26 protein-coding genes and 3 tRNA genes are annotated in these 24,216 nt (G+C 55.9%); 12 read left to right on the forward strand and 17 right to left on the reverse strand.

Annotated elements, in window-relative coordinates:
* Nucleotides 1-149: 149 nt before the first annotated feature.
* From ACQKIK_RS10925 to ACQKIK_RS10980, 12 genes are all read right to left on the reverse strand, one after another.
* Entirely contained in the window at nucleotides 150-749 is a 600-nt protein-coding gene (locus ACQKIK_RS10925; protein ID WP_499135955.1) for a TIR domain-containing protein, read from the reverse strand.
* Nucleotides 750-978: 229 nt separating this feature from the next.
* Complete coding sequence (locus ACQKIK_RS10930) at nucleotides 979-2,187, reverse strand: hypothetical protein (RefSeq protein ID WP_499135956.1); 1,209 nt, start codon at nucleotides 2,185-2,187, stop codon at nucleotides 979-981.
* A 170-nt stretch (nucleotides 2,188-2,357) separates the two neighbouring features.
* Nucleotides 2,358-2,434, reverse strand: a tRNA-Pro gene (locus ACQKIK_RS10935).
* 82 nt (nucleotides 2,435-2,516) lie between these two features.
* Nucleotides 2,517-2,873: a MerR family transcriptional regulator gene (locus ACQKIK_RS10940; RefSeq protein WP_045426295.1), complete on the reverse strand. Its 357-nt coding sequence runs from the start codon at nucleotides 2,871-2,873 to the stop codon at nucleotides 2,517-2,519.
* Nucleotides 2,854-3,156: an integration host factor subunit alpha gene (gene ihfA / locus ACQKIK_RS10945; protein ID WP_045426292.1), complete on the reverse strand. Its 303-nt coding sequence runs from the start codon at nucleotides 3,154-3,156 to the stop codon at nucleotides 2,854-2,856. The genes ACQKIK_RS10940 and ihfA overlap by 20 nt, the downstream gene beginning before the upstream one ends.
* 3 nt (nucleotides 3,157-3,159) lie before the next feature.
* Nucleotides 3,160-5,538, reverse strand: coding sequence for a phenylalanine--tRNA ligase subunit beta (pheT, locus tag ACQKIK_RS10950; RefSeq protein WP_499135957.1), 2,379 nt, complete (start codon nucleotides 5,536-5,538; stop codon nucleotides 3,160-3,162).
* Nucleotides 5,539-5,575: 37 nt separating this feature from the next.
* A complete protein-coding gene (gene pheS / locus ACQKIK_RS10955) occupies nucleotides 5,576-6,592 on the reverse strand; it encodes a phenylalanine--tRNA ligase subunit alpha (RefSeq protein WP_499135958.1) in 1,017 nt (338 codons plus the stop codon).
* A 167-nt stretch (nucleotides 6,593-6,759) separates the two neighbouring features.
* Nucleotides 6,760-7,116, reverse strand: coding sequence for a 50S ribosomal protein L20 (rplT, locus tag ACQKIK_RS10960; RefSeq protein WP_019339387.1), 357 nt, complete (start codon nucleotides 7,114-7,116; stop codon nucleotides 6,760-6,762).
* A 27-nt stretch (nucleotides 7,117-7,143) separates the two neighbouring features.
* Nucleotides 7,144-7,338 carry a 50S ribosomal protein L35 gene (gene rpmI, locus ACQKIK_RS10965; RefSeq protein ID WP_045426283.1) on the reverse strand — a complete coding sequence of 65 codons (195 nt, stop codon included), beginning with the start codon at nucleotides 7,336-7,338 and terminating at the stop codon, nucleotides 7,144-7,146.
* A 62-nt stretch (nucleotides 7,339-7,400) separates the two neighbouring features.
* A complete protein-coding gene (infC, locus tag ACQKIK_RS10970) occupies nucleotides 7,401-7,952 on the reverse strand; it encodes a translation initiation factor IF-3 (protein ID WP_181689948.1) in 552 nt (183 codons plus the stop codon).
* Nucleotides 7,952-9,874: a threonine--tRNA ligase gene (thrS, locus tag ACQKIK_RS10975; RefSeq protein WP_499136421.1), complete on the reverse strand. Its 1,923-nt coding sequence runs from the start codon at nucleotides 9,872-9,874 to the stop codon at nucleotides 7,952-7,954. Before thrS ends, infC begins: the two co-directional genes overlap by 1 nt.
* A gap of 223 nt (nucleotides 9,875-10,097) precedes the next feature.
* Nucleotides 10,098-10,174 (reverse strand) — tRNA-Val (locus ACQKIK_RS10980).
* A 169-nt stretch (nucleotides 10,175-10,343) separates the two neighbouring features.
* On the opposite strand from ACQKIK_RS10980, the gene ACQKIK_RS10985 reads away from it, so the two are divergent.
* Nucleotides 10,344-11,627 carry an NAD(P)/FAD-dependent oxidoreductase gene (locus tag ACQKIK_RS10985; RefSeq protein ID WP_499135959.1) on the forward strand — a complete coding sequence of 428 codons (1,284 nt, stop codon included), beginning with the start codon at nucleotides 10,344-10,346 and terminating at the stop codon, nucleotides 11,625-11,627.
* Nucleotides 11,628-11,631: 4 nt separating this feature from the next.
* On the opposite strand, the gene ACQKIK_RS10990 is transcribed toward ACQKIK_RS10985, so the two are convergent.
* Nucleotides 11,632-12,579: a PA2778 family cysteine peptidase gene (locus ACQKIK_RS10990; protein ID WP_499135960.1), complete on the reverse strand. Its 948-nt coding sequence runs from the start codon at nucleotides 12,577-12,579 to the stop codon at nucleotides 11,632-11,634.
* The gene (locus ACQKIK_RS10995) at nucleotides 12,579-12,980 is read right to left on the reverse strand and encodes a PA2779 family protein (RefSeq protein WP_499135962.1); all 402 of its coding nucleotides are present in this window, start codon (nucleotides 12,978-12,980) and stop codon (nucleotides 12,579-12,581) included. Before ACQKIK_RS10995 ends, ACQKIK_RS10990 begins: the two co-directional genes overlap by 1 nt.
* Before the next feature lie 175 nt (nucleotides 12,981-13,155).
* Here ACQKIK_RS10995 and ACQKIK_RS11000 point away from each other — a divergent pair, with 175 nt between their 5' ends.
* The gene (locus ACQKIK_RS11000) at nucleotides 13,156-13,458 is read left to right on the forward strand and encodes an I78 family peptidase inhibitor (RefSeq protein ID WP_499135963.1); all 303 of its coding nucleotides are present in this window, start codon (nucleotides 13,156-13,158) and stop codon (nucleotides 13,456-13,458) included.
* A 109-nt stretch (nucleotides 13,459-13,567) separates the two neighbouring features.
* Here the strand turns inward: ACQKIK_RS11000 and ACQKIK_RS11005 are convergent, their stop codons facing one another.
* Nucleotides 13,568-14,599: an acyltransferase family protein gene (locus ACQKIK_RS11005; protein ID WP_499136422.1), complete on the reverse strand. Its 1,032-nt coding sequence runs from the start codon at nucleotides 14,597-14,599 to the stop codon at nucleotides 13,568-13,570.
* 437 nt (nucleotides 14,600-15,036) lie between these two features.
* Here ACQKIK_RS11005 and mobA point away from each other — a divergent pair, with 437 nt between their 5' ends.
* The 3 genes from mobA (at nucleotide 15,037) to ACQKIK_RS11020 (ending at nucleotide 16,085) form a co-directional block, all read left to right on the forward strand.
* Nucleotides 15,037-15,639, forward strand: a complete 603-nt coding sequence (mobA, locus tag ACQKIK_RS11010) for a molybdenum cofactor guanylyltransferase MobA (protein ID WP_064482520.1) — start codon at nucleotides 15,037-15,039, stop codon at nucleotides 15,637-15,639.
* A gap of 45 nt (nucleotides 15,640-15,684) precedes the next feature.
* Nucleotides 15,685-15,906, forward strand: coding sequence for a YgdI/YgdR family lipoprotein (locus tag ACQKIK_RS11015; RefSeq protein WP_045426262.1), 222 nt, complete (start codon nucleotides 15,685-15,687; stop codon nucleotides 15,904-15,906).
* A 102-nt stretch (nucleotides 15,907-16,008) separates the two neighbouring features.
* Nucleotides 16,009-16,085: transfer RNA gene (locus tag ACQKIK_RS11020), tRNA-Pro, on the forward strand.
* Nucleotides 16,086-16,246: 161 nt separating this feature from the next.
* Here the strand turns inward: ACQKIK_RS11020 and ACQKIK_RS11025 are convergent.
* Nucleotides 16,247-16,489 (reverse strand): glutaredoxin family protein, encoded by a 243-nt coding sequence (locus ACQKIK_RS11025; RefSeq protein WP_045431728.1) that lies wholly within the window; start codon nucleotides 16,487-16,489, stop codon nucleotides 16,247-16,249.
* Nucleotides 16,490-16,890: 401 nt separating this feature from the next.
* On the opposite strand from ACQKIK_RS11025, the gene ACQKIK_RS11030 reads away from it, so the two are divergent.
* The 6 genes from ACQKIK_RS11030 (at nucleotide 16,891) to ACQKIK_RS11055 (ending at nucleotide 22,134) form a co-directional block, all read left to right on the forward strand.
* A complete protein-coding gene (locus ACQKIK_RS11030) occupies nucleotides 16,891-18,189 on the forward strand; it encodes an OprD family porin (RefSeq protein ID WP_499135964.1) in 1,299 nt (432 codons plus the stop codon).
* Nucleotides 18,190-18,404: 215 nt separating this feature from the next.
* The gene (locus ACQKIK_RS11035) at nucleotides 18,405-18,809 is read left to right on the forward strand and encodes an ElaB/YgaM/YqjD family protein (RefSeq protein ID WP_499135965.1); all 405 of its coding nucleotides are present in this window, start codon (nucleotides 18,405-18,407) and stop codon (nucleotides 18,807-18,809) included.
* A gap of 20 nt (nucleotides 18,810-18,829) precedes the next feature.
* Nucleotides 18,830-19,210 carry a phage holin family protein gene (locus ACQKIK_RS11040; RefSeq protein ID WP_045426252.1) on the forward strand — a complete coding sequence of 127 codons (381 nt, stop codon included), beginning with the start codon at nucleotides 18,830-18,832 and terminating at the stop codon, nucleotides 19,208-19,210.
* Nucleotides 19,207-19,509, forward strand: coding sequence for a hypothetical protein (locus ACQKIK_RS11045; RefSeq protein ID WP_499135967.1), 303 nt, complete (start codon nucleotides 19,207-19,209; stop codon nucleotides 19,507-19,509). The genes ACQKIK_RS11040 and ACQKIK_RS11045 overlap by 4 nt, the downstream gene beginning before the upstream one ends.
* Before the next feature lie 193 nt (nucleotides 19,510-19,702).
* Nucleotides 19,703-21,034 carry a deoxyguanosinetriphosphate triphosphohydrolase gene (locus tag ACQKIK_RS11050; RefSeq protein ID WP_128119259.1) on the forward strand — a complete coding sequence of 444 codons (1,332 nt, stop codon included), beginning with the start codon at nucleotides 19,703-19,705 and terminating at the stop codon, nucleotides 21,032-21,034.
* 5 nt (nucleotides 21,035-21,039) lie between these two features.
* Nucleotides 21,040-22,134, forward strand: a complete 1,095-nt coding sequence (locus ACQKIK_RS11055) for an FUSC family protein (protein ID WP_499135968.1) — start codon at nucleotides 21,040-21,042, stop codon at nucleotides 22,132-22,134.
* On the opposite strand, the gene ACQKIK_RS11060 is transcribed toward ACQKIK_RS11055, so the two are convergent.
* The gene (locus tag ACQKIK_RS11060) at nucleotides 22,124-22,468 is read right to left on the reverse strand and encodes a YggL 50S ribosome-binding family protein (protein WP_499135969.1); all 345 of its coding nucleotides are present in this window, start codon (nucleotides 22,466-22,468) and stop codon (nucleotides 22,124-22,126) included. The two genes, ACQKIK_RS11055 and ACQKIK_RS11060, sit on opposite strands and share 11 nt — an antisense overlap.
* Before the next feature lie 284 nt (nucleotides 22,469-22,752).
* Between ACQKIK_RS11060 and dacB the strand changes: the two genes are divergently transcribed.
* A complete protein-coding gene (gene dacB, locus ACQKIK_RS11065; protein ID WP_499136423.1) occupies nucleotides 22,753-24,213 on the forward strand; it encodes a D-alanyl-D-alanine carboxypeptidase/D-alanyl-D-alanine endopeptidase in 1,461 nt (486 codons plus the stop codon).
* Nucleotides 24,214-24,216 lie beyond the last annotated feature (3 nt).

The following is a 24,216-nucleotide window of genomic DNA, read 5'->3' on the forward strand; positions in this document are numbered from 1 at the left end:
CGCCGAGTAACCTTCCCCAGAGCGTCCGTGCCTACGCAGCTACCCAGATGAAGCCTGACGCCGGCCGGACGCTGCGTGAGCGCAATGTGAAGAACCTGAGTGATCTGAAAAGCCGATCTCTGCTGGCTAGTACTTCTAGCGTCGCTTTGTTAACGACCGGCCAAGGCAGCAGCGGTTTCGATCCAACCTCCGATGTTTTCCCTGCCATTTTGAGCCGCAAAATCGTATCTCATGCAGTATTTGGACAATTTGACAACCTTGTTACTGGTTGGGGCGTCAAACCACAAATCAGAGGCAGGGATGGCGGGGGCGTAGTCCGAATACTTCACCCATTCATCGTCCTTGCGCTCCGCGAAAAAAATCTTGCCGTTGGCGAGATAAACACCCACTTCATCCAGTGGGTCTGTGCCTTTCACACCAAGCTCCTTCTCGCTATTCCTTAAGCCATGGACATCGACGGTGAGCAGCCCGTTGCCCTTCAAAACACTACGAACTATCTCGTAACGTACCCATCGCCTGGCTGCGGTGAACTGGCCGGCAAGCACGCAGGTAACAGAGGTGTTGTTGAGACCATTACGAAGGAAGGTTTTGAGCGCCTCAGAGCCTTCCTTTTTGGAAGCTTCGAATACACTAGCGTCGAAGAATCCGACAGAAGCTTGCTCGTCGTTTACGACCCAGCAGTTCCTAACATTCCATGCTCGCCAGACGTCTTCTTGATAATGGAATGAAAAAAATGTTCTGCGTGCCATCCCTAGCCTCCTTCAGTTAATAACCCACCGCTATTATGCCAGAGCAGCTGCGGTTGACTCCGGTATGAGTCGTCTGTGATCGTCCTGCTGAGCGAGGCCGCCAGACCCTACCAGCGGCTTCGGACAGCGCAAAGCCAACCAGATTGATGAAGCAAACTGCTTACTTTGGCCTCAGGTGCAAATAGGTGCGCATGCCTGGATGCGTACCCAAACAACTATATCAAACTGCTCAACCAGCCAGCTGTATGGGTTTACCTAGCAAATCACGTGCAGCACAAAACTCTTGTCGATAAATCGACATCAGCTCAGAGAGTTCCGACGTCGAATACCCTTTCCTGCTGAGGCCTAACCGCAAGTGTGACAACGTCTCAGCAACACGCAAGATGACGGCCTGATACCAGGCAAACTGCTCTATGCCGTCTTTATCTGCGTCCGCGCAGCGAAGCTTTTCAGCGGCGACCACCCTAGACAGCGCCAAAAATGTTTTGAAGTCAGGGCGACCTTTTTTCAGCTGTACCCAGTAGCGCAGCAGCCTGATGCGTGATTCAACACCATTCTCGCCCCCCTCGCGCCCCCAAAGTTGCCCCAAAAACCTAGTTGCTTTCTGCTCCTGCTGCCAACCAGCCATCTTGGCCAGACGATCAAGCGCAGATTGCATGGGATTGCTCCATGCCTGAGCGCCATCATCAAAAGCAGGTATCAGCTCCTGGAGCGGAATATCATGAGCCATCCCGTCCTGTTCAACCTGCTCCCATAACTCTATCGTTAAGTCTGCAACACACCATGCTAAAAGGCGCATCAGAACTGCAAAAGTGTCGGCGACGTGCACACGGTCAAGCATAGGGTCGAGCTCTGCCTCCATATCAGAGGAGAGAACCGCTAGGCGCTCAAATAGAGCCTCTCGCATTGCTGGATAGCCAAAACGATTCACTGTCGACGAATGCGCATAGACCTTCCACCGCGTCAGCCGGCCAAGATCTGGATGAAGCTCAATTGCATTGAGGTGCATCGCCTCCTTGACGAAGCCGACCCAAAATTTCTTCGCGACATCCTGAGAGAAAAAATTACTGGCAAACAGTCCCGCCCATTCATTGCCGGGAGGCCAGAGGTAATCCAGATCGAGAAATTCAGAGAGTACTCCAGCCATCCCTGCGCTCTGTGCTGCCCGCAACATTCGAATAGAGGCACTACGTCCAAGGCATGTGCCCGGCCTGCACCAGGCCTTAGACATCGTCTTTGAGACGGGCAAATATGGGCGTTCTGCCCGCATGGCATCCCAAACCGCCTCGCGAGAGGTATGAAGCAATTTGTATACAGTGCCAAGAGAAGGCAGTAAGGCAGTGTTTCCAACAACTCTGATAGTTTTCTCAGCATCGTCCAGAGATTGAAGGTGCTCATAGAGCTCCTCTGGCGACAGGTTCGCAAACAGGCGATCCATGCTGTTTCCCTTTGTCCAAGCGATACAGGTGGCGATTCAAGCCCAGACATAACTCAGCCCGCGCTTGGCAGCTTGACGAGGGGTTTTGCTGGTATTTTGCAGAATTTTTGCAGGCGCCAGAAATAAAAAAATCCAGTCACCGCTAAGTGACTGGATTTTCTAGGGATTTTTGGTCGGGACGGAGTGATTCGAACACTCGACCCCTTGCACCCCATGCAAGTGCGCTACCAGGCTGCGCTACGCCCCGACTGCATCTTCAGGTTCGCTGAAAACGGAACGAACTATACATTAAGCGACTGAATATGTGAAAGTTTTTTCGTCAGAAGGGCTTAGGTTTTAAGCACCTGAAGCACGTCTTCAAGCTCAGTTATCATCTGCCTGATGAGCTGCTTGTATTGGGTAGTGTCCTCGCGAGCCTCATCGCCTGACATCCGCTGGCGAGCACCGCCAATGGTAAAGCCCTGCTCGTAAAGCAACGAACGGATTTGCCGGATCATCAGCACATCCTGACGCTGATAGTAGCGCCGGTTTCCACGACGCTTCACAGGATTCAGCTGTGGAAATTCCTGCTCCCAATAGCGCAGCACATGCGGCTTAACTGCACATAGCTCACTCACTTCACCTATAGTGAAATAGCGCTTGCCAGGTATCGTTGGCAGTTCGTCGTTATGACTTGGTTCCAGCATATGCTTCGACTCTGGCTTTTAATTTTTGGCCGGGCCGGAATGTCACGACACGACGCGCCGTGATGGGAATTTCTTCGCCGGTCTTCGGGTTACGCCCAGGACGCTGTCGCTTGTCGCGCAGGTCGAAGTTGCCGAACCCGGACAACTTCACCTGCTCGTTGTGCTCAAGCGCCTGGCGAATCTCCTCGAAAAAGAGCTCGACCAACTCTTTTGCCTCGCGCTTATTCAAGCCTAGCTCTTCAAATAGACGTTCCGCCATTTCAGCTTTCGTCAGAGCCCCCATACGCTATTTCCTTAACGTGGCGTTGAACCTTTCTTCCAAGGACGAGAGGATTTGCTGCATCGCACCACTCACCTCGTCGTCGTTTAGAGTGCGCGAAGGGTGTTGCCAGGTCAAGCCGACTGCCACACTTTTGCTAAGAGGATCAATACCTTTACCCTGATACACATCAAATAGCTTGAGGTCCGTCAGGTTCTCGCCCGCGGCCTTACGAATGCATAGCAACACATCGGCAGCCGGAACCTCACGTGTCACCAGAATCGCCAGGTCGCGACGCACTTCAGGAAAACGGGACAGCTCACTAAAACGCGGCAGCCGGCCTTCGCTGATTTCGGCGACCAACAGCTCGAACAGATAGACGGGCTGATCGATACCCAGCGTGGCGGCCAACTCAGGATGAAGACTTCCGATATAGCCGACCAGACGCCCTTCCCGCTCGATTCGAGCAGTCTGTCCAGGATGTAGAGCAGGATGCTCGGTGGCGGCAAAGCCATAGGCGGTAGAGTCACCGGCATATCCAAGCAAGGCTTCGACGTCGGCTTTCATGTCATAGAAATCAGCTGCGGCTCTATCGTTGCCCCAACCCTCCGGCAAACGGCTGCCGGTGATGACACCGGCCAGCATCGGCTCTTGCTTCAACTGGTCAAGCTGACCGACGAAACGTAGGCCGCTCTCGAACAGACGCACCCGCGTCTGTTGTCGGTTCAGGTTGTACTGCAATGCCTTCATCAATCCTGGCCATAGCGTCGCGCGCATCGCCGCCATGTCCGACGAGATCGGGTTTGTCAATTGCAGCGGCTCGACGCCAGGGCTGAACAGCTCGAACATTTTTGGGTCGATGAAGCTGTAGGTGATCGCTTCCTGGTAGCCACGGGCAACCAGCAAGCGGCGCAGGGCGGGCAGTTCGGCTCGGGATTCAGGGCTGGCCTCAGGCGCCAGACGTGCCTGGGGATAACGCACCGGTAAGCGGTCGTAGCCATACAGACGGCCCAACTCCTCGATTAGATCTACCTCTAGACTGATATCGAATCGGTGACTGGGAACGCTGACTTCCCATGACTCTTCGCCCTGTTCGGCAACACCCAGACCCAGAGCTGACAGCAGCGAGACGACCTGATCGCCCGCCATGCTCAACCCCAGCATCTGCTCGATTCGATCCTTGCGTAGCTGAATCGGTGCAACGCGCGGGAGATCGGCGTCGCTGGCAGCTTCGATTACGGGCCCGGCGCTACCGCCGACAATATCCAACAACAGTGCAGTCGCCCGCTCCATGGCCCGGCGGGCCAGCTGAGCGTCTACCCCTCGCTCGTAACGATGCGAGGCGTCGGTATGCAAACCATAGGAGCGCGCCTTGCCGGCAAGGGCAATGGTGTCGAAGAAGGCGCTCTCCAGAAACAGATCCTGTGTTGCTGCACTCACGCCGCTGTGCTCACCACCCATGACCCCAGCGATCGCGAGGGCACGCTGATGATCAGCGATAACCAAGGTATCGCTGCGCAGGGTCACTTCTTGCCCATCGAGCAGGACGAGCTTCTCCTGATCCTCAGCCATCCGAACCCTGATGCCTCCATGGATCTCGGCCAGGTCAAACGCGTGCAGTGGCTGCCCAAGCTCAAGCATTACGTAGTTGGTGACATCTACCACCGCATCGATGCTGCGGATATCGGAACGACGCAACCGCTCGACGATCCACAGCGGAGTGGGCCGCGACAGGTCTACATCACGAATCACGCGTCCGAGATAACGCGGACAGGCTGCGGGTGCCAATACCTCGACCGGGCGTACCTCATCGTGGCTCGCAGCCACCGGAACGATATCGACTGGAGCGACCGTCGCGCCGTAGATAGCGCCTACCTCACGCGCTAGCCCTGCGACAGAGAGGCAGTCGCCACGGTTCGGCGTCAGGCCTATCTCGATGCTCGCGTCGTCCAGGCCGAGATACACTCGCAAATCGCTACCAACCGGGGCATCGCCAGCCAGCTCCATCAGTCCACTGTCGTCTGTACCAACTTGTAACTCGGTTTCCGAGCAGAGCATGCCGTTGGACTCGACGCCGCGAAGCTTCGCTTTCTTGATCTTGAAGTCGCCCGGCAGCTGAGCGCCGATCTGCGCAAAAGGAATCTTCAAGCCCGGGCGCACGTTGGGCGCACCACAGACTACCTGAAAGGTTTCGCTGCCGTTGCTGACCTGGCAGACGCGCAGCTTGTCCGCATCCGGATGTTGCTCGGTGCTCTGCACCTCACCGACGATAACGCCACTGAACTCACCGGCCACCGGTGTGACCGCATCCACTTCGAGGCCGACCATCGACAGCCTCGCCACCAGTTCCTCACGAGAAACTTGCGGATTGACCCAAGTACGCAACCACTGCTCGCTGAATTTCATCCTGCTCTCCTAAAATTTCTTTGACTGGACTCTGGACCTAGCGAAATTGAGCTAGGAACCTCAGGTCGTTATCGAAGAACAGGCGTAAGTCGTTGACGCCATAGCGCAGCATGGCAAGCCGCTCGGCCCCCATACCGAAAGCGAAGCCCTGGTATTTTTCCGGATCGATACCGGACATGCGCAACACATTCGGATGCACCATGCCGCAGCCCATCACCTCGAGCCAGCCGGTCTGCTTGCAGACGCGACATCCCTTTCCGCTGCACATGACGCATTGCATGTCCACTTCGGCCGACGGCTCGGTAAACGGGAAGAACGAGGGCCGGAAACGGACGCCCAGCGGCTTTTCGAAGAACACCCGCAAGAACTGCTCGATGGTGCCTTTTAGATCCGCAAAGCTAATACCCTCATCGACAAGCAAGCCCTCAACCTGATGAAACATAGGCGAATGGGTGATATCCGAGTCGCATCGGTAGACACGCCCCGGGCAAACGATGCGGATGGGTGGTTGCTGCGACTCCATCGTGCGCACCTGAACGGGCGAGGTATGGGTACGCAACAGCATGTTGGCGTTGAAATAGAAGGTGTCGTGCATCGCCCGGGCAGGATGATGGCCGGGGATATTGAGCGCTTCGAAGTTGTGGTAGTCGTCTTCGACCTCCGGCCCCTCGGCAACGCTATAACCGATATGGCTGAAGAATTGTTCGATCCGCTCTAGTGTACGCGTCACCGGATGCAGGCCACCGGAGGCCTCTCCCCGACCTAGCAATGTCACATCGATCCGCTCGGCAGCGAGCTTGGCGCTCAGCGCAGCTTGCTCCAGATCCGCCTTCTTGGCATTCAGCTCATCCTGAACACGGCTCTTCGCTGCATTGATGAGCGCACCGGCTTTGGGGCGTTCATCCGCGGAAAGTTTGCCCAGGGTCTGCATGACTTGGGTCAGCTCGCCTTTCTTGCCGAGATACTGAACCCGGATCTGCTCCAGGGCGTTGATGTCTTGGCTATGTTGCACCGCCTCAAGCGCTTGCGAGACCAGTGCATCCAGGTTTTCCATGTACAACCTCCAGAGGTTCTTGCAGAACCGCACCAGACGATCAGCGCTTAGGCTTTACGCGAGGTGCATTTTTGCAAATGCCCCTTCAGATACGAAATAGGGGAAGAGCACAAGGCTCTTCCCCTATCGGTGACGCTACGAATCCGAAGATTCGATTGTCGATGGGCTTAGGCCAGAGAAGCTTTGGCTTTTTCGACAATTGCAGCAAAAGCTGCTTTTTCATTCACTGCCAACTCGGCCAGGACCTTACGATCGATCTCAATGGCTGCTTTTTTCAGACCAGCAATGAAACGGCTGTAGGACAGACCATTTACACGAGCGCCGGCGTTGATACGAGCAATCCACAGAGCGCGGAACTGACGCTTCCGCTGACGGCGGTCACGGTAGGCATATTGGCCAGCCTTGATTACCGCCTGCTTGGCAACACGGAACACTCTTGAACGAGCGCCATAGTAGCCTTTAGCGAGTTTCAGAATTTTCTTGTGACGGCGACGAGCGACGACGCCACGCTTAACACGAGCCATGAGTTATTCCTCTGAGTCTTGACCGAATTAACGAACGCGCAGCATGCGCTCTACTTTTGCTTTGTCGGCCGGGTGCATCAGAGATGTACCACGCAGCTGACGCTTACGCTTGGTAGACATTTTGGTCAGGATGTGGCTTTTGAAAGCGTGCTTGTGCTTGTAGCCATTCGCCGTCTTTTTGAAGCGCTTTGCAGCGCCACTTTTAGTCTTCATCTTTGGCATGTTCGGTACTCCACAGTGTGGGTGATTTCAAATAACCGCAAGGCCTGCCAGTGCCCTGGTGGTTACTTCTTTTTCTTGGGAGCGATGACCATGATCAGCTGGCGTCCTTCCATCTTTGGATGCTGTTCGACCGAACCGTACTCCACGAGATCAGCCTCGACCCGCTTCAACAGTTCCATCCCCAGCTCCTGATGCGCCATCTCACGACCGCGGAATCTCAACGATACCTTGGCCCTGTCCCCTTCACTCAGGAAACGAACCAGGTTGCGTAGCTTGACCTGGTAGTCCCCTTCTTCCGTCCCTGGACGAAACTTTATTTCTTTAACCTGAATCTGCTTCTGGTTCTTCTTCGCTGCAGCAACCTGCTTCTTCTTTTCGAAGAGGTGCTTGCCGTAATCCATGATCCGGCATACAGGAGGAACCGCATCGGCGGAAATTTCCACCAGATCCAGCTTGGCTTCTTCAGCTATACGAAGCGCTTCATCAATCGAGACGATGCCAACCTGCTCGCCATCAGCACCAATCAAACGGACCTCACGAGCCGAGATATTCTCGTTGATCGGGGCCTTGGGTGCAGCTCGTTTATCCTGTCTCATTTCACGCTTAATAGTCATTACTCCAATTCTTGGCGACCACGCCGGGAAACCGCTTGTGTCAGCAGCTGCGCGAAGTCATCCAAGGGCATGGAGCCCAGATCGACGCCTTCACGGGTGCGCACAGCAACGGCTCGTGTCTCTACTTCCCGATCTCCGATAACCAGGAGATAGGGAACCTTGAGCAAGGTATGCTCGCGGATTTTAAAGCCGATCTTTTCGTTTCTCAAGTCGGACTTGGCACGGAAGCCGCTTTGGGTAAGTGTTTTCTCCACTTCCTGTGCGAAATCAGCCTGCTTATCGGTAATATTCATAACCACAGCTTGCGTCGGAGCCAGCCAGGCCGGGAACGCGCCCTCATAGTGCTCGATCAGAATACCTATAAAGCGCTCGAACGAACCAAGGATCGCGCGGTGCAGCATGACCGGCGTCTTTCGACTGTTATCCTCCGCCACGTAACTCGCATCGAGACGCTGGGGCATGTTCGGATCGTACTGCAGGGTGCCGCACTGCCAGGAACGACCCAGGCAGTCAAGCAACGTGAACTCGATCTTCGGACCGTAGAACGCACCCTCCCCCGGCAAATACTCCCAAGGCAAACCAGCCGCATCCAGCGCACCTGCCAAGGCTGCTTCGGCGCGATCCCAGAACGCATCGTCTCCGACGCGCTTCTCAGGCCGCGTTGACAACTTCAACTTGATGTCACTGAAACCGAAATCAGCATAGACCTGCATGGTCAGCCTGATGAAATCAGCTGCCTCAGCACTGACCTGCTCCTCAGTGCAGAAAATGTGCGCGTCATCCTGGGTAAAACCCCGGACACGCATGATTCCGTGCAGCGCGCCAGAGGGCTCGTTGCGGTGGCAAGAGCCAAACTCTGCAAGACGCAGCGGCAGCTCACGGTAACTTTTGAGCCCCTGATTGAACACTTGAACGTGACAGGGACAGTTCATCGGCTTGATCGCGTAATCGCGGCTTTCCGACTCAGTGGTAAACATGTTTTCAGCGTAGTTGCCCCAGTGCCCGGATCTCTCCCACAGGCTGCGATCTACAACTTGCGGTGTTTTGATCTCTTGGTAGCCGTTCACACGCTGCACGCCGCGCATGTACTGTTCAAGCACTTGGTAGATGGTCCAGCCATTCGGGTGCCAAAAAACCATGCCAGGGGCCTCTTCCTGGGTATGGAAGAGATCAAGGCGCTTGCCAATCTTGCGATGATCGCGCTTTTCGGCTTCTTCAATTCGCTGAATGTAAGCTGCAAGCTGCTTCTTGTCCGCCCAGGCAGTGCCGTAGACGCGCTGAAGCTGTTCATTCTTCGCATCGCCACGCCAGTAAGCACCGGACAACTTGGTCAGCTTGAATGACTTGAGGAAACGAGTGTTTGGCACATGCGGACCACGACACATGTCGACGTATTCTTCGTGGTAGTAGAGACCCATAGCCTGCTCGTCAGGCATGTCATCTACTAGACGTAGCTTGTAGTCCTCACCACGCGACCGGAATACTTCGATAACCTCAGTACGAGGCGTAACCTTTTTGATCACATCGTATTCGGTATCAATCAACTGCTTCATGCGCTGCTCAATCGCAGCCATATCATCCGGTGTAAACGGTCGCTCGAAGGCAATATCGTAATAGAAACCTTCGGCGATGACCGGACCAATAACCATCTTCGCAGTTGGATATAGCTGCTTGACAGCGTGACCAACCAGGTGAGCGCAGGAGTGGCGGATGATCTCCAGCCCCTCTTCATCCTTCGGCGTGATGATCTGCAGGCTCGCATCGCTCTCGATCAGGTCACAGGCATCAACCAGACGACCATTGACCTTACCGGCAAGAGTCGCCTTGGCTAAACCGGCGCCAATGGATTGCGCCACTTCAGCAACGGAGACCGGTTGATCGAACGAACGCTGACTGCCGTCAGGAAGAGTAATGGTGGGCATGGCGCCTCCTCTCCTAGTGGTGACCCCTACCAAAGGCCACATGGGTTGGGATGAGCCAGGAAAGCGACCCGCCGAATAACCTGCCGCACATTGGCAGGAGCCCTAAGGCGATCGAGACGGACCGAAGTCACTGGAAATACAGGAGCGCGGATGCTTTCAGAAAGCCGCCGCACTGACAAGCAAGGCATAAAAAAAGGGTCGCTAGCGCGACCCTTTTCGGAATTGGTAGGCACAATTGGATTCGAACCAACGACCCCCACCATGTCAAGGTGGTGCTCTAACCAACTGAGCTATGTGCCTCCGATGGACGCGCATTCTAGAGACTCGCCTGAAAGAGTCAAGCGCTTTTTCGCTAAGCCACTGATATTTGTAATTTTTGGCCTAACAAATAGGAACCTAATGCTGCTATAGCGCGCGCAGCACTCTCGAGATAGCATCGGCGTCAAGTATTTACAACAGGACAACCATAATGTCGCACACCTCATACCCGGCGTCCTATTATGCGGCCTCAGCGAACCCGGCTCCAGTTCGCACCCCCCTGAAAACCGACATTGAGACGGATGCCTGCATAATCGGCGCTGGCTATACCGGGCTGTCGACAGCGCTGTTCCTTCTCGAGCAGGGGTTTCGCGTCGTCGTACTGGAGGCCGCCAAGGTCGGCTTTGGCGCCTCCGGACGCAATGGCGGGCAAATCGTCAACAGTTACAGCCGCGATATCGACACCGTCGAGCGCACTGCCAGTGCTGAAGCTGCACGGCTAATCGGGGCCATGGCATTCGAGGGTGGGCGCATCATCCGCGAGCGGGTGGCGCGTTATGGCATCGACTGCGATCTGAAAAGCGGAGGCGTATTTGCCGCATTCAATATCAAGCAGATGCACCATCTCGAATCGCAGAAAGCGCTCTGGGAGCGTTACGGCTACGATCAACTTGAGATGCTCGACCACGTCGGCATCAGAAAGGTTGTTGCGTGCGAGCGATACACAGGCGGGCTGCTGGATCATGGCGGCGGCCACATCCATCCGCTCAACCTTGCACTAGGCGAAGCAGCAGCCATCGAATCGCTGGGCGGCGTGATCCACGAACAAACCCCAGCAGTCCGTATCGATCGAGGAAGCAATCCGCGTGTTCATACTCAGCACGGCCAAGTGACCGCGAAGTTCGTCGTCGTTGCGGGAAATGCCTATCTCGGAGGACTGATTCCGGAATTGGCAGCTAAATCCATGCCCTGCGGAACCCAAGTGATTGCTACAGAGCCCCTCGACCCTGAGTTAGCAGCTGCCCTGCTCCCACAAGACTACTGCGTAGAAGACAGCAACTACCTGCTCGACTACTTTCGGCTATCCGCTGACAAGCGGCTGATCTATGGCGGTGGAGTGGTCTACGGCGCGCGCGATCCAGCCGATATTGATTCGATCATCCGACCGAAAATGCTCAAGACCTTCCCTCAACTCGAAAACATCAAGACGGATTTCGCCTGGACCGGCAACTTTCTAATGACACTATCGCGCTTACCGCAAGTCGGTCGACTCGGCGATAACATTTATTATTCCCAAGGCTGCAGCGGTCATGGTGTCACCTACACCCATGTCGCCGGAAAAGTGATCGCCGAAGCACTACGAGGTCAGGCAGAGCGATTCGACGCCTTTGCCAGTTTGCCGCATTACCCCTTTCCTGGTGGTCAGAAGTTCAGCGCGCCAATAAGTGCGCTCGGTGCGCTCTATTACAGCCTGCGCGACAGAATTGGCTTCTGACGCGTCACTGAACGGGGCAAGCTGGAGCGGCCTCACAGGCGCCCGGCTCGTCCGGCCCTGGGGGTAGCTCTGCTCTGAATCGGCGGTCCTTCGGCGCCAGCTGCACCGCGCACGCCTGGGATGCAGATGCCTGAATACGGCATCCCCGCTCCGCCATGACCTGCGAAAGGTTGAACCAGGCAGGTGCGAAAGAGTTGTCACGCTGAACACTGGTCCGCAGGGCTTGCTCCGCAGCATGCCCGTCCCCTAGCGCGTACCGAGCGTTGGCGAGCACGAACCATGACAAGCCACTAGACCAATGTTGCGCAGCCGTTTCATAAGCGTTCAAAGCCGCACCATCACGCCCAATTTGCTCAAGATCATTCGCAGCCTTCAGCCAGACAGTTTCCTGCGCAGTACGAGGCAACTGATCGGGCGAAACCGTCACCACAGCCCAACGCTTGCCCTTGGCCCAGCTTCGCTCGAACTGGCGAAAAGTTCCGGTCCAGCGTCGAGTAGTCCCGGAGCGCAGTACAAGGGTCTGCGTCGCCAGGTCATACCCCACCACCACCGCAAAATGCCATTGAGGCCAGCGATCAAAGGCAAGGTTCTGCAGCACCAGAACAGGATTTCCAGCTGCCACTTCGGTCAGCACCGCTTCAAGCCGGGGCTCTAACGGATAGACCAGCAAATCGTGAGCCCTGGCAGCCGCAACCATTTCAACCTGCAGGCTGCCCTTGCGCTGCGGAAGATAAACCCGCTCGACTAGCTGCTCCGGCCGGGTAGCGATGCCACGCTGGGTAAGCATAGTCGCGAGCGCAGCAGGCCCGCATTGATAGGCTTCTTGCGGAAAGAATGGAACTTCGTCCAACTCAACCTGCTCGGGGAGACCCGCGACTCCAACCGGGACAATCGGCGCTCGCGCACACGCCCCGAGAAGGAGTACGGCAAACAGCAATAGCAGTCGCTGCATTAACGGTTGATACAGTTGACGAAGTTAAAGATGTTCGTAGCGCACAAGAGGTCGGTCACGATGAATATGACGAGAAACAGCACGATAATCCCAACCACCCCTGCACCGGCCGGCGCTTGATCCAATTGCTGATTGAATTGTGCAAGTTCTGCAGGTGTCAGGCTGTTGATTCGCTGCTCGACCTGATCCTGCTCAACGCCCATTGAGACTAGTTTTTTCTGGACGTCTTCATTCTCAAGCATCGTCAGCAATTGCTGGCGATCTACCTGCTGCTGTTGTTCGGTAATTATTTCCGCACTGCCGATCATTGCCGCCTGGGCTAGTGGAATCTGTGCGAACAGCATGAAATGCATCGCTGCTAAAAGGGTGGCAACACGCTTCATCACGGACGAGTTAAACATGGCGGAATTCCTTGATTTTTGTTTGCGGCCAGTGCGGTGCGCAATGTGCCTTCAACAGTAAGACGGGCCGGCTGTTCCGCCAGTTCCCTTGCCCGCTGTGGTTGGCGCCAGCGGCTCGACTGGATTTGCGGACTCGTGACTGTTATCAACAACGTCAAAACCGAAGGAGACCGATATGAATATTGCCCGCATAGCTGCTCTGATTGCATGCAGCGCCATCCTAACAGGCTGTCAGCCGCCATTCGGCACCATGCAACCGACAGGAAGCAATGCCGGTAAATGCGATGCTTCTCCTATCCAGACGCTTATTGGGGAGCAAGCCAGCCCGGCGCTTCTCGATCAGGCCCGACGAAAAAGCAAGGCCGCCATAGCTCGCATCGTTCGACCGGGAGACGTTGTCACAATGGAATACAACGCTCAGCGACTAACCCTGACGACAGACGAATCGCTTGAAATTCTACGAGTCAGCTGTGGCTGAGGAAAACCGCTACTGGCCGCAAAAAGATTCCGAAACCTGTTCGGATACTGACAACAAAACGACACAGCGCGCAGGCAAGGCCAACCGTTACACCTGTAAATCTACCCGATCAATGTGCCATTGCCCTGCGTGCCAACAGGTGGCTCGCGGAAAACGGCTTTGGCGGAGCCAACAAGAAATACAGGTCGTACCGCTTGATGATCATCTGAGCCAGCAAGGGCGCAGTAAGCCCGATCAGGGTTCCGACAATCAAATGGACAGCTATGGAGTCAATACCCATAAAGCTGCTAAGGACCACCCGGATACCGCTCCCCGCGAGAATATGCATCAGGTAGATCGTCATGGATGAGGCGCCGATGAATAGCAGCCAGCCCATGCGAAACCGGCCGAGCCACATCGAAAGGGCGATCACGAACAGGATCGAAACAGTCGCCAGCGCAAGCACCGGCAAGCCGCCCACCTCCCAATTCAAGCCGAACGTTACGTGAAACAGGTACTGCCCAATTACAAATGACGCCCCGAGCAACAAGGTGAGAGGGACATACCGGGCAAGGAAGTACGCCTTGATCTCGTTGAACCAGATACCCAGCGCAAAGAACACAGCATTGCCGAAGATAAACTTGCCGATACTGCCGACAGCCAGATCTCGACTGAGCACATACAGCACACCGAAGACCAGCAAAAGCGGCAGAAAGTAACGACGGTCGGTCTTAGCGTAAACCAAGGAGCAGACAACGAAGACCAGGAACAGCGCATAGAGGAACCAGAACTGAGCCCGTGGCGACCAGAGCAACGAGAACACCTCCCCTAATGTCACATCACCGTTCGTGTAGTTTGATAGCAGGACCTCTACCACGCCCTGCAACAAAGACCACACAATGAAGAGGTAAACAATGGTATCGACCTTGTTCACGACCAGTCCGGTTTTCCCTCGCTTAACCAGTGAGTCGTAAAAGAACAAACCCGACAGGAAGAAAAACAGTGGCATGTGGAAGCTATAGATGACGCTATCGACGAGAAGATACTTGTCTTGATCCATCGGCAAACCGGCGTTAAAGACTCCACGCGCGACATGTCCGTAGACCACCAGAATGATCCCAATGGCTTTGGCGTAATCGACCCAGGCATTTCTCTCCTGCATCATATTTCTCCTTGGTTATGGGCAATACCAGACACATCACAGCCAGAGTTGGCAAAGACGGGAAAGGTAGACAATAAAAAATCCGATCAGTTTGTCGCCGGCAGCGAGGGGCGACGATGTCCGACGTAATGCCTCGCGCCTTGGCGGCACGGCAGACATCCGGTCCATTGCTGATTTAGCCCTTAAGTAAGGGTAACTCGACGTAAAATTCACTGAGCACAGCATTGCCCAAAGGATGCAGACTGATAGCTCTCAAGACGCCTCTTCACCGAGGCTGCAGTCAGAGGGCGCTTGAAGCTAAACCCTGCCTACCCGGCGCTCCCTTTTCGTTCGATACCCAACAGAACGACGACCGATTGAGCCATCGCCTTGCCCCACCTTGAGGTTGTTGGATACTGCGACCGGGTGTTATAGACAGGATTTTGAAGGAGCATTCGATGATTCAAAGCAGGCTTGCGAATTGCTCAATTCTGCTGTTGGCGGGCGGGCGAGGACAGCGAATGGGCGGGCAAGACAAGGGGCTCGTAAACTGGCATGGCAAGCCCCTTTTGGCATGGCCGCATCGCATCGCTCGCTCCCTGACGGATGATCTTCTTATTTCCTGCAACCGCAACCAAACGCGTTACGCCGCTTTTGCCGACCGGCTGGTTAATGACGATGAGCCGGATTTTCCAGGGCCGCTTGCAGGCATACGAGCCGGGCTCGCAGCGGCTTACCACCCTTGGATGATGGTGCTGCCCTGCGACGCACCCCTGATAGACGAAGCATTACTAAGACAACTGTACGAAACGGCACAACAAGACCCCGACACGCCTCTGATGACTCGAAGAGGCGCACAGTGGGAACCATTGTTCTGCATCATCCCGGTCAAACTCGCCCCCGCTATCGAGGCCGCCTGGCAAATGGGCGAACGAAGCAATTTGAAGGCGTTACTGACGCTGCAAGTGCGCGCCCTTGATCTCGATACAGACGACCCGCGCCTGGCCAATCTAAACTCACCGGAGCTGCTTTCGCAGCAGGCGCCTCCAGAGGGAACTTAGGCGCGTCAAACGCCGTCACAGACGCAACTACAGAGGAGTTTCAATATGCGTACAATTACCGGGCCCGCCTTGGCCGCCCTGGTCGGAATGACCCTCCTTACCGGTTGCTCGAGCCCCAGCGTCATCACGCTCAACGACGGTCGCGAAATTCAAACGCTGGACCAGCCTGAATATGACGACGAAGCAGGCTTCTATGAATTTGAAGGCATTGACGGGAAACCGGGCAGAGTAAATAAGGATCAGGTTCGCACCGTCCAAGAGCTCTAGCTCACCGCTCTTTCGGGCGACGCATCATCCTTGGCACTGGTGAAAAAGCCTTCGCTAGACGCTTGTGAAGCAAAACTTTTTATGTAAAATGCGCGCCATCTTCGGAGCGTAGCGCAGCTTGGTAGCGCGTCTCGTTCGGGACGAGAAGGTCGCTGGTTCGAATCCAGTCGCTCCGACCAAAATCCCGCTCAGGCTTAATCAGTCTTAGAAAAAACCGGCCCCATGGCCGGTTTTTTTGCTTTGAAAAACCATAAGGCATTGCCTAGGTTTACGTCCCTCGCCCCTTTTGATATCGATTCGTCATCGCTGGCTCGGACTCATCCGCCACGCGTCATCGACGCTAGCTCCGCAAGAACCAAACGACTTGCTCTACCTCGAACGGCCAATCCAGTTCAGCGCCCGTGTCGACGCGCCGGAGCACGGGTATACGAAGGCCATAGTTGTCAAACCAATCCGGACGCTCCGCTATATCCAGCAGTTCAACTAGCAACCCATTCTCTACGAGCGGCAGCACTACCGCCTCGGCTTGCTCACACAGGTGGCAACCCAGCGTTCCGAATAGTTGACATTCTGGCAGATGCATAGTCAGGAGCTCATTAAGGGGCAGCGCAATTCTAGCAGGCCCGTCACGATGCAGCTGACTGCCCACAGCGTCTCGTTCTCCGGACCTAGTCCGAATAAAAAAGTGTGACCTTGAACCCACTCAAACAACGGTTTGATTTTGCGAATCGACGCGACGCTGGCAAACGGCTAGGATGCGGCAGCCCAAGCGACCCCAGAGCCGCAGGGCCGGAGGCCTAGGCACGTATCGGTAGTATTTCTGGCCGGCGTTTAATTGGTTTGAAACAGCTATCAGAGAGCTACCAACGCCCCACACTTAAGCCTTAAAGACTAAGGTCTAAAGGCTCAAATACTGAGGTAGTGTTTTATTACACGGCGCCAAAGAGCGACTTCAGAGCATCATCCAACGAGGAGAAATAAGAAATGCTCAAGACCCCAATCGCCCGGGGCGTGGCCCTTGCCACTCTGGGAGCAACACTGGCTATTCCAACCATGGCTCAGGCTGCCTTCGTTGAAGATACCAAGGCTGGTTTGGAACTGCGTAACTTCTATTTCAACCGCGACTTCCGTCAGGACGGCGGAGTAAAAGGCCAATCGAAGCAAGAAGAATGGGCACAAGGCTTTATTCTGCGCGTTGAATCTGGCTACACCGAAGGCACCGTAGGTTTTGGTGTTGACGCACTCGGTCTGCTGGGCGTAAAGCTGTATTCCAGCGAAGACACTGCCGGGTCAGGCTTGATGCCTAGCTCCTTCGGAAACGAAGCTCCGGATGATTTTTCCGAATTCGGCCTAACTGCCAAAGCGAAGCTCTCCGAAACCGTACTTAAGGTCGGTACTCTTCAGCTGAAAAACCAGGCCATCGGCACCAGCGACAGCCGGCTGCTCCCTCAGGTCATGCAAGGCGCACAATTGGTTTCCAAGGAGATCAAAGATCTAACGCTCGAAGCCGGATATGCGAATCGTATCAACCACCGCGATTCGATGAACCATGAACTGATGGCCGTTAACGGCGCTACTGCATTCGGTAAAACCACTAACACGCGCGGCATCGTCATGGACGCCAACGCGGTCAACGAATCCGATGAGTTCGTTTTCCTCGGCGGTAACTATAAGCTGATGGATAACCTGACAGCAGGTTATTACTACAGCAACCTGGAAGACCTATACAAGCAGCACTCTTACAACCTCGTGCATGTTCTACCACTTGGCGACAAGCAATCCTTGAAAACGGACTTGCGCTATGCACGCTCCACTGACGATGGTAGCAGCAACGTTGACAACAAAGCCCTCGGAGCGATGGTCACTTATTCGTTGAGCGGCCATAGTTTTGGTCTGGGTTACCAGAAGATGAGCGGCGACACTGGCTTCGCCTACCTGGCTGGCGCAACAGATCCGTTCCTCGTGAACTATGTTCAGATCAATGATTTTGCCAACGAAGACGAAAAATCCTGGCAGGCACGCTACGATTTTAACTTCGCTTCCATCGGCGTTCCTGGGCTGACCTTCATGACCCGTTACGTCACCGGCGATAACTTCGAGCGTAGTGCTGGGGTTGAAGGCAAAGAGTGGGAACGTGACATGGACATTGCCTACACGTTCCAAGAAGGTGCCCTGAAAAACCTGAATCTGAAATGGCGTAATGCGACTGCCCGTAGCAATGGTACCGGCAACGATATCAACGAAAACCGTTTGATCGCCAGCTACACTATCCCGTTGATGTAATAGCGGCTGCAGCGTGAAAACGCAGTAGAGAGGGAAACCCGCTTCGGCGGGTTTTCTTTTTCCTGGCCTTTTCTCATGCTGCGGAGCCATCGTGAACGTCGGGTAAATGGCTGCTCTAAGCGCTTTCAACCGAAACGGGAACCTTGCACCGCCTGCACGCTCGAAACCCTAAGCACCGGACCTAACGTCCCTGCGAGACTCAAGAGGAACTGCAGATGTCTACCGAATCGACTTTCGGCACCAGCGACAACACGCCAATCCCTGACGGAACAACCGAAACCCACAACTCGTCCCTGATCGACAAGTCCGCTCATCGTCGCAATCTGCAGGCAGCTCAGAATGCGCTCATCGAAGAGTTCCATACCCTCATCGGCGATACCGAGCGCCTGTTGAAACACACGCAGGATACTGCAGGCACTCAGACCGAAGAGCTCCGCGGTAAGATCAACGCCAACCTCAGTCGGGCCCGCCAGATGCTTAAGGATCAGGAAGGCACCCTGAAGGAACAGGGCCAGGCCGCCATCCAGTGCACCGAGGAGTATGTTCATACTCACCCATGGCAATCGATCGGTATAGCGGCGGGAGTTGGCTTTCTCTTCGGCCTGATTACCCGCCGCTAATAATGTGGGGAACGGATCCAATGGAAACCAGACACGCTGAAGACGCCCCTGCGCCGTCCATCAAGAAGATGGGCAGCGCGGTTGCTGGCCTCGTACAAGGGCATCTGGAGCTCATCGGAATCGAGATTCAGGAAGAGCGGGCGCGGGTCTTCAAGCTGTTTCTTCTGGCCAGTCTCAGCTTGATCCTTGGGTTGCTGATTCTCGTTGGGCTGTCGGCGGCAATTGTGATCGCCTTTTGGGACAGCAACCCTATCGCGGCGATTCTGGTTCTCTGCGCTATCTATGCGGTTGTGCTGGCCGTCTGTATCAGCCGCGCCATACGTCTCGCCAAAGAAAGCGTCTCGCCTTTTCAGGCGACGGTCGAAGAATTGGCCCGCAACCGAGAGCGTTTACTGCCATGAGCCTTCCACTTAGCAGCTCCGGCGATCTAGCCATGCGCAAGGACCTGGTTCGCTTGCGCATGGAAATGAACCGCCAACAAGTCCTGTATCACTCACAGCCGTTAGTCCATCCTTTTCAACGGATTAAGGGAATGGTCGCGAGCCGTGGCACGACCTCGGAGCACCATAGCGGGAAAGGCCCACTGATGATTGCCGCGACTGCGGGGCTTACCCTCTTCGGCCGTCGACTGGGCAAGGTCGGCAGACTGGCAAGGGTGGGCATAATGCTCTACCCCCTGATCCGCAGGCTGCGGCACTAGCCGTAGACATGGTTTTTGTGCGTGACTCCGGTGATTTGCCTCCCAGCTAAATGCTGATGGTCTCGCGGCCAGCAACTCCTGTAGGCTGGCAGCCTTCTACAGGAATGGTTATCAGGCTGCTCAGTTGTGCGTGCAGAGGAATCTGATCCGCTGAGCAAGCCTCCCCCACTGGCGACATCAAGGAGGTTGCTCTTTGGACTGGCACACGCTGCTCAATCGTGAGCGGCTCGGAAAATCTGTACGCAGTAATGAAGAGCTTGGTCGGAGTCCGTTCCACAAGGACCACGACAGGATCATCTTTTCCGGTGCGTTCCGCCGGCTTGGGCGCAAAACCCAGGTGCATCCGGTATCAAGCAACGACCATATTCACACGCGCCTTACCCATTCGCTGGAGGTGAGCTGCGTTGGCCGCTCGCTCGGCATGCGCGTGGGTGAAGTGCTTCGCGATGACATGCCAGAGTGGTGCAGCCCAGCAGACCTCGGCATGGTGATCCAGTCCGCCTGTTTGGCTCACGATATCGGCAATCCACCGTTCGGTCACTCCGGAGAGGATGCCATCCGCCATTGGTTTCAGCAGGCTGCCGCACGTGGTTGGCTGGATGACATGAGCAATGCCGAACGCGCTGATTTTCTCAATTTCGAGGGCAACGCCCAGGGCTTCCGGGTGCTCACTCAGCTCGAGTACCACCAGTTCGACGGCGGCACACGCCTGACCTACGCAACGCTGGGAACTTACCTCAAGTACCCCTGGACATCGCGTCATGCAGAAGCGCTTGGCTACAAGAAACACAAATTCGGTTGCTACCAGAGCGAGCTGCCGTTATTGGAGCAGATAGCCGCTAAGCTCGGCCTTCCAAAGCTGGACGAGCAGCGCTGGGCGCGTCACCCCCTGGTCTATCTGATGGAGGCTGCCGACGATATTTGCTATGGGCTTATCGATCTCGAAGATGGCCTTGAGATGGACCTTCTGGAATATGGCGAGGTTGAAGCCCTACTTTTGAATCTGGTGGGCGATGACGTGCCTGAGACCTACCGGCAGCTGGGCCCCGAAGGCTCACGTCGGCGCAAGCTGGCGATCCTCAGGGGCAAGGCCATTGAGCATCTCACCAATGCCGCCGCGGAAGCTTTCGTCGAACAACAGCAGGCGTTGCTGACCGGTCAGCTTACTGGAGATTTGGTCGAGCATATGCATGGCCCAGCCAAGCAATGCGTCCTGCAGGCCAAGGCCATGGCCCGGGAAAAGATTTTCCAAGACAAGCGCAAGACACTGCACGAGATTGGCGCCTATACGACACTCGAAATACTGCTCAACGCCTTCTGTGGGGCAGCGCTGGAGCAACACGGGGGTCGCACACTATCGTTCAAGAATCGCCGCATCCTGGATCTGCTCGGAAACAACGCACCAGATCCTGACTGGCCGCTGTATCAATCGTTTGTTCGAATGATCGACTTCATCGCAGGCATGACTGACAGCTACGCGACCGAGATGGCCAGCGAAATGACCGGACGCTCGAGCCCGACGTGAGCCTGATGAAGAAGTCGCTATGGAAGTATGTCGGCTGGCAGCCTGGGCGCCCCGCCTGGGGTGCTGCCGCAGTCGCCGGTCTGGGTTGCGCCCTGCCCTTGCTGCTGGGACTGTTTAGCGGGCATCCCGGCTTCCTGTGGGCGACGGTTGGTGCATTCCAGGCGGCAAAGGCGAACCCGCTCCACCGCCTCGGCATGCTGCGAATGCTGCTCTTGATTGGGCTTGGCGCCGGTAGCGCCGGGCTCGGCTTCTGGTCAGCGACACACCCCCTGATCAGTCTCGGCCTGTTTGCCTTTTACGGCCTGTTGCTCGCATGGCTGCAACGATATGGCAGCGAGGCCGGTAAGCTCGGGATAGGTCTGGCCATCTGCTTGTGTCTGGGCCAGGGCCAGCATGGCGTTGGCGATTTCAACAATCCTCAGGCGATTGCCGCGCTGTTCGCCCTGGGCGGCCTTTGGGTCACTCTTCTAGCTTTCGGTCTTCGAGGCATGCATGGCTTGCGTATGTGGCCGTATATGCCACGACTGTTGAGCTTGTTGAAAGTGTTGCGCCGCCGAGCACGGCGCACACCCATTCGCCAGTGGCGGCTGCACGCGATTAGCTACGTCCTGGCAGCAGCGATTGGCGGTCTGATCGTAACCCTGGCAGATCTACCCCGAGGCTACTGGCTGACGCTTGCGGTGTTCACCACTCTGCAGATGGACCTTCAGCGCAGCTTCGTTCGCGCCCTGCAAGCCAGCATCGGGATCTTCTGTGCAGCGGCGGTGTTGATCTATATGGGCCACAGCCTGGCCGATCCACCCATGATGGTCATGATCATGCTGCCGTTGGTAATGCTCAGCCGGGCATTCCAGTCACACCACTATGGGTTATTCGTTCTGCAGACAACCTTGAGCTTCGTTCTGCTGGCCGAAACGTTGGCGCAAGATTGGGGTTTGCCACAGCTGCGTCTAATTAATGCCGCCATTGGCGTGGGCGTGGCGCTGGTTGCTACCTTACTCATGTACCTACTGCGCCGGCTGGTCACCCGAATTGCGTTGCGAAAATCCAGGCAACCAGCCGCAACCGATCAGGGCAGGGATGATTCGATCACGCCTTAGCGTTGATCTCGTTTTCCGGGTACCAAACGTCCATCAACGGGCTCACGTTGAATTCGGACAGTTCTTCGCGGCCCTTGAGCCAAGCCTCTACCTGACCGCGCTGCTCTTCATTGACCGAGCCGCGACTGGCCAGGCAGACGAAACCGTAATCTTCGCCGCCAATATAGCCCAGACCGTTGATCTCGATGGCTTCGTTCAGGAAGGCTTCCAGAAACGCATCGACCGCCTTGGCTTCGAGACCATCACGGTAGGTCAAACTGACCTCGAAACCCAATTCCTGGAATTCATCGACACAAAGTTTTTTGCGCAAACGACGCGAGCGATTGGTAGCCATTGATTCGGTCCTTACATAACGATAATAACGGCGCGCACTCTAACAGCAACGGACGGCTAGTGCGATTGCCGGGCCGGCCTGCTAGACCAATATTTCCAAAACGACGACAGCTCGCTAAGTCTTTATTTGCAGGGAAGGGAGCCAGACGTCTACGCTTGTCGGATGAGAAGCACGTCACTTCTCGGACGTGGGCATAATGGCCCGCCATTCTTCCCTGAACGCTGTAGGGAACCTGTATGTCATTGATCTCGAGTCTGTCTGCCCCATCCAATCGGAGCGGCGCGATTAGCCAGTTCCTCTCCCGTGTCGCCGCTGCCGCGCTAGCGCTGCCGCTGGCGTTTCCCGCCTTCGCCGAAACCGTCAATCAGACCTTACCGCCCCGCGTGGCGCAGGCGCTCAAGGCAAACAAGATCGAGAACAGCGCGCTATCCGTCGTCATGCTACCGCTCAACGGTACCGGATCACCGACGTTCGTAAATGCGGACGTCTCGGTTAACCCAGCCTCGACCATGAAGCTGGTCACGACGTACGCCGCGCTGGAACTACTGGGTCCTAACCACCAGTGGAAGACAGAGTTCTATGCTGACGGACCGATCGAGAACGGCACCCTAAATGGCAACCTTTACCTCAAGGGCGGCGGTGATCCGAAGCTCAACATGGAAAAGCTCTGGTTGTTGCTGCGAGACCTGCGAGCCAACGGCGTAGAGACCGTTACGGGCGATCTTGTCCTCGACCGCAGCCATTTCGTGCAACCGACATTGCCGGTCTTCGACGACGATGGCAATGACAAGAACAAGCCTTTCCTGGTCGGACCAGATGCACTCTTGGTCAACCTCAAGGCACTTCGCTTCATCGCCCGCAACGATGGCGGCAACGTCAAAGTCTTGGTCGAGCCGCCAATTGCCACCGTTCAGATCGACAATCGCATTCAGGCATTGCCAAAAGCCAAATGCCCGGGCTGGCCCGACATCCGCTACAACCCGATCGAAAACGGTAATGGGGTAACCGTGGTCGTCACCGGCAAGCTGCCGGCTGGATGCAGCGGACAGACTTACCTGTCAGTACTCGACCACCAGCGCTATGCCGCCGGTGCGGTACGGGCGATCTGGAAGGAGCTTGGCGGCACTATTCTCGGCGGGGATCGAGTAGCGCCAGTGGCCAAGGATGCAAAAATGATTGCACGAGCCTACTCGCCAGATCTGGTTGAGATCATTCGCGACATCAACAAGTACAGTAACAACACCATGGCAAGGCAGTTGTTCCTGAGTTTGGGCGCCGAATTCCGTAACGAAGCGGATGCAGATGATTCCATGGCCGCGCAGCGGGTCATCCGGCAGTGGCTGGCGAAAAAGGGTTTGATTTCGCCGCACTTGGTCATCGAGAACGGATCCGGCCTGTCGCGGGCCGAACGCGTCAGCGCACGCGAATTGGCCAGCCTGCTACAAGCCGCTTGGAAAAGCCCATACGCGGCAGAGTTCATATCATCCATGCCGCTGGCCGCAGTGGACGGCACCATGCGCAAGCGCTTGCGCAATACAGGGGTTGCCGGCAAGGCGCATGTCAAGACCGGAACGTTGAACACAGTGCGCGCAATTGCAGGTTATAGCCGCGACAACGACGGCAATACCTGGGCCGTCGTCGCGATACTCAACCATCCTCGGCCGTGGGGCGCTTCCTCGGTGCTGGATCAGGTACTGGTGAGTCTGTACAACCGCCCGGCAAACGAGAATACCGCGCAACGTTAGTCG

Origin of the sequence: Pseudomonas sp. NPDC047961 (assembly GCF_050272435.1) — a bacterium.
Lineage (GTDB): Bacteria > Pseudomonadota > Gammaproteobacteria > Pseudomonadales > Pseudomonadaceae > Stutzerimonas.

Excerpts from the sequence above, each read along its gene's own strand:
- ACQKIK_RS10925 (WP_499135955.1), bottom strand. The coding sequence starts at position 749 with ATGGCACGCAGAACATTTTTTTCATTCCATTATCAAGAAGACGTCTGG.
- ACQKIK_RS10940 (WP_045426295.1), bottom strand. The coding sequence starts at position 2,873 with ATGCTGGAACCAAGTCATAACGACGAACTGCCAACGATACCTGGCAAG.
- ACQKIK_RS11045 (WP_499135967.1), top strand. The coding sequence starts at position 19,207 with ATGAGCCTTCCACTTAGCAGCTCCGGCGATCTAGCCATGCGCAAGGAC.
- ACQKIK_RS10990 (WP_499135960.1), bottom strand. The coding sequence starts at position 12,579 with ATGCAGCGACTGCTATTGCTGTTTGCCGTACTCCTTCTCGGGGCGTGT.
- ACQKIK_RS11000 (WP_499135963.1), top strand. The coding sequence starts at position 13,156 with ATGAATATTGCCCGCATAGCTGCTCTGATTGCATGCAGCGCCATCCTA.
- ACQKIK_RS11060 (WP_499135969.1), bottom strand. The coding sequence starts at position 22,468 with ATGGCTACCAATCGCTCGCGTCGTTTGCGCAAAAAACTTTGTGTCGAT.
- ihfA (WP_045426292.1), bottom strand. The coding sequence starts at position 3,156 with ATGGGGGCTCTGACGAAAGCTGAAATGGCGGAACGTCTATTTGAAGAG.
- pheS (WP_499135958.1), bottom strand. The coding sequence starts at position 6,592 with ATGGAAAACCTGGATGCACTGGTCTCGCAAGCGCTTGAGGCGGTGCAA.
- rpmI (WP_045426283.1), bottom strand. The coding sequence starts at position 7,338 with ATGCCAAAGATGAAGACTAAAAGTGGCGCTGCAAAGCGCTTCAAAAAG.
- ACQKIK_RS11005 (WP_499136422.1), bottom strand. The coding sequence starts at position 14,599 with ATGCAGGAGAGAAATGCCTGGGTCGATTACGCCAAAGCCATTGGGATC.
- ACQKIK_RS11025 (WP_045431728.1), bottom strand. The coding sequence starts at position 16,489 with ATGCATCTGCCAGAATGTCAACTATTCGGAACGCTGGGTTGCCACCTG.
- ACQKIK_RS11035 (WP_499135965.1), top strand. The coding sequence starts at position 18,405 with ATGTCTACCGAATCGACTTTCGGCACCAGCGACAACACGCCAATCCCT.
- ACQKIK_RS10985 (WP_499135959.1), top strand. The coding sequence starts at position 10,344 with ATGTCGCACACCTCATACCCGGCGTCCTATTATGCGGCCTCAGCGAAC.
- infC (WP_181689948.1), bottom strand. The coding sequence starts at position 7,952 with ATGACTATTAAGCGTGAAATGAGACAGGATAAACGAGCTGCACCCAAG.
- ACQKIK_RS11040 (WP_045426252.1), top strand. The coding sequence starts at position 18,830 with ATGGAAACCAGACACGCTGAAGACGCCCCTGCGCCGTCCATCAAGAAG.
- ACQKIK_RS10930 (WP_499135956.1), bottom strand. The coding sequence starts at position 2,187 with ATGGATCGCCTGTTTGCGAACCTGTCGCCAGAGGAGCTCTATGAGCAC.
- ACQKIK_RS11015 (WP_045426262.1), top strand. The coding sequence starts at position 15,685 with ATGCGTACAATTACCGGGCCCGCCTTGGCCGCCCTGGTCGGAATGACC.
- ACQKIK_RS11055 (WP_499135968.1), top strand. The coding sequence starts at position 21,040 with ATGAAGAAGTCGCTATGGAAGTATGTCGGCTGGCAGCCTGGGCGCCCC.
- ACQKIK_RS11030 (WP_499135964.1), top strand. The coding sequence starts at position 16,891 with ATGCTCAAGACCCCAATCGCCCGGGGCGTGGCCCTTGCCACTCTGGGA.
- ACQKIK_RS10995 (WP_499135962.1), bottom strand. The coding sequence starts at position 12,980 with ATGTTTAACTCGTCCGTGATGAAGCGTGTTGCCACCCTTTTAGCAGCG.
- pheT (WP_499135957.1), bottom strand. The coding sequence starts at position 5,538 with ATGAAATTCAGCGAGCAGTGGTTGCGTACTTGGGTCAATCCGCAAGTT.
- rplT (WP_019339387.1), bottom strand. The coding sequence starts at position 7,116 with ATGGCTCGTGTTAAGCGTGGCGTCGTCGCTCGTCGCCGTCACAAGAAA.
- mobA (WP_064482520.1), top strand. The coding sequence starts at position 15,037 with ATGATTCAAAGCAGGCTTGCGAATTGCTCAATTCTGCTGTTGGCGGGC.
- thrS (WP_499136421.1), bottom strand. The coding sequence starts at position 9,874 with ATGCCCACCATTACTCTTCCTGACGGCAGTCAGCGTTCGTTCGATCAA.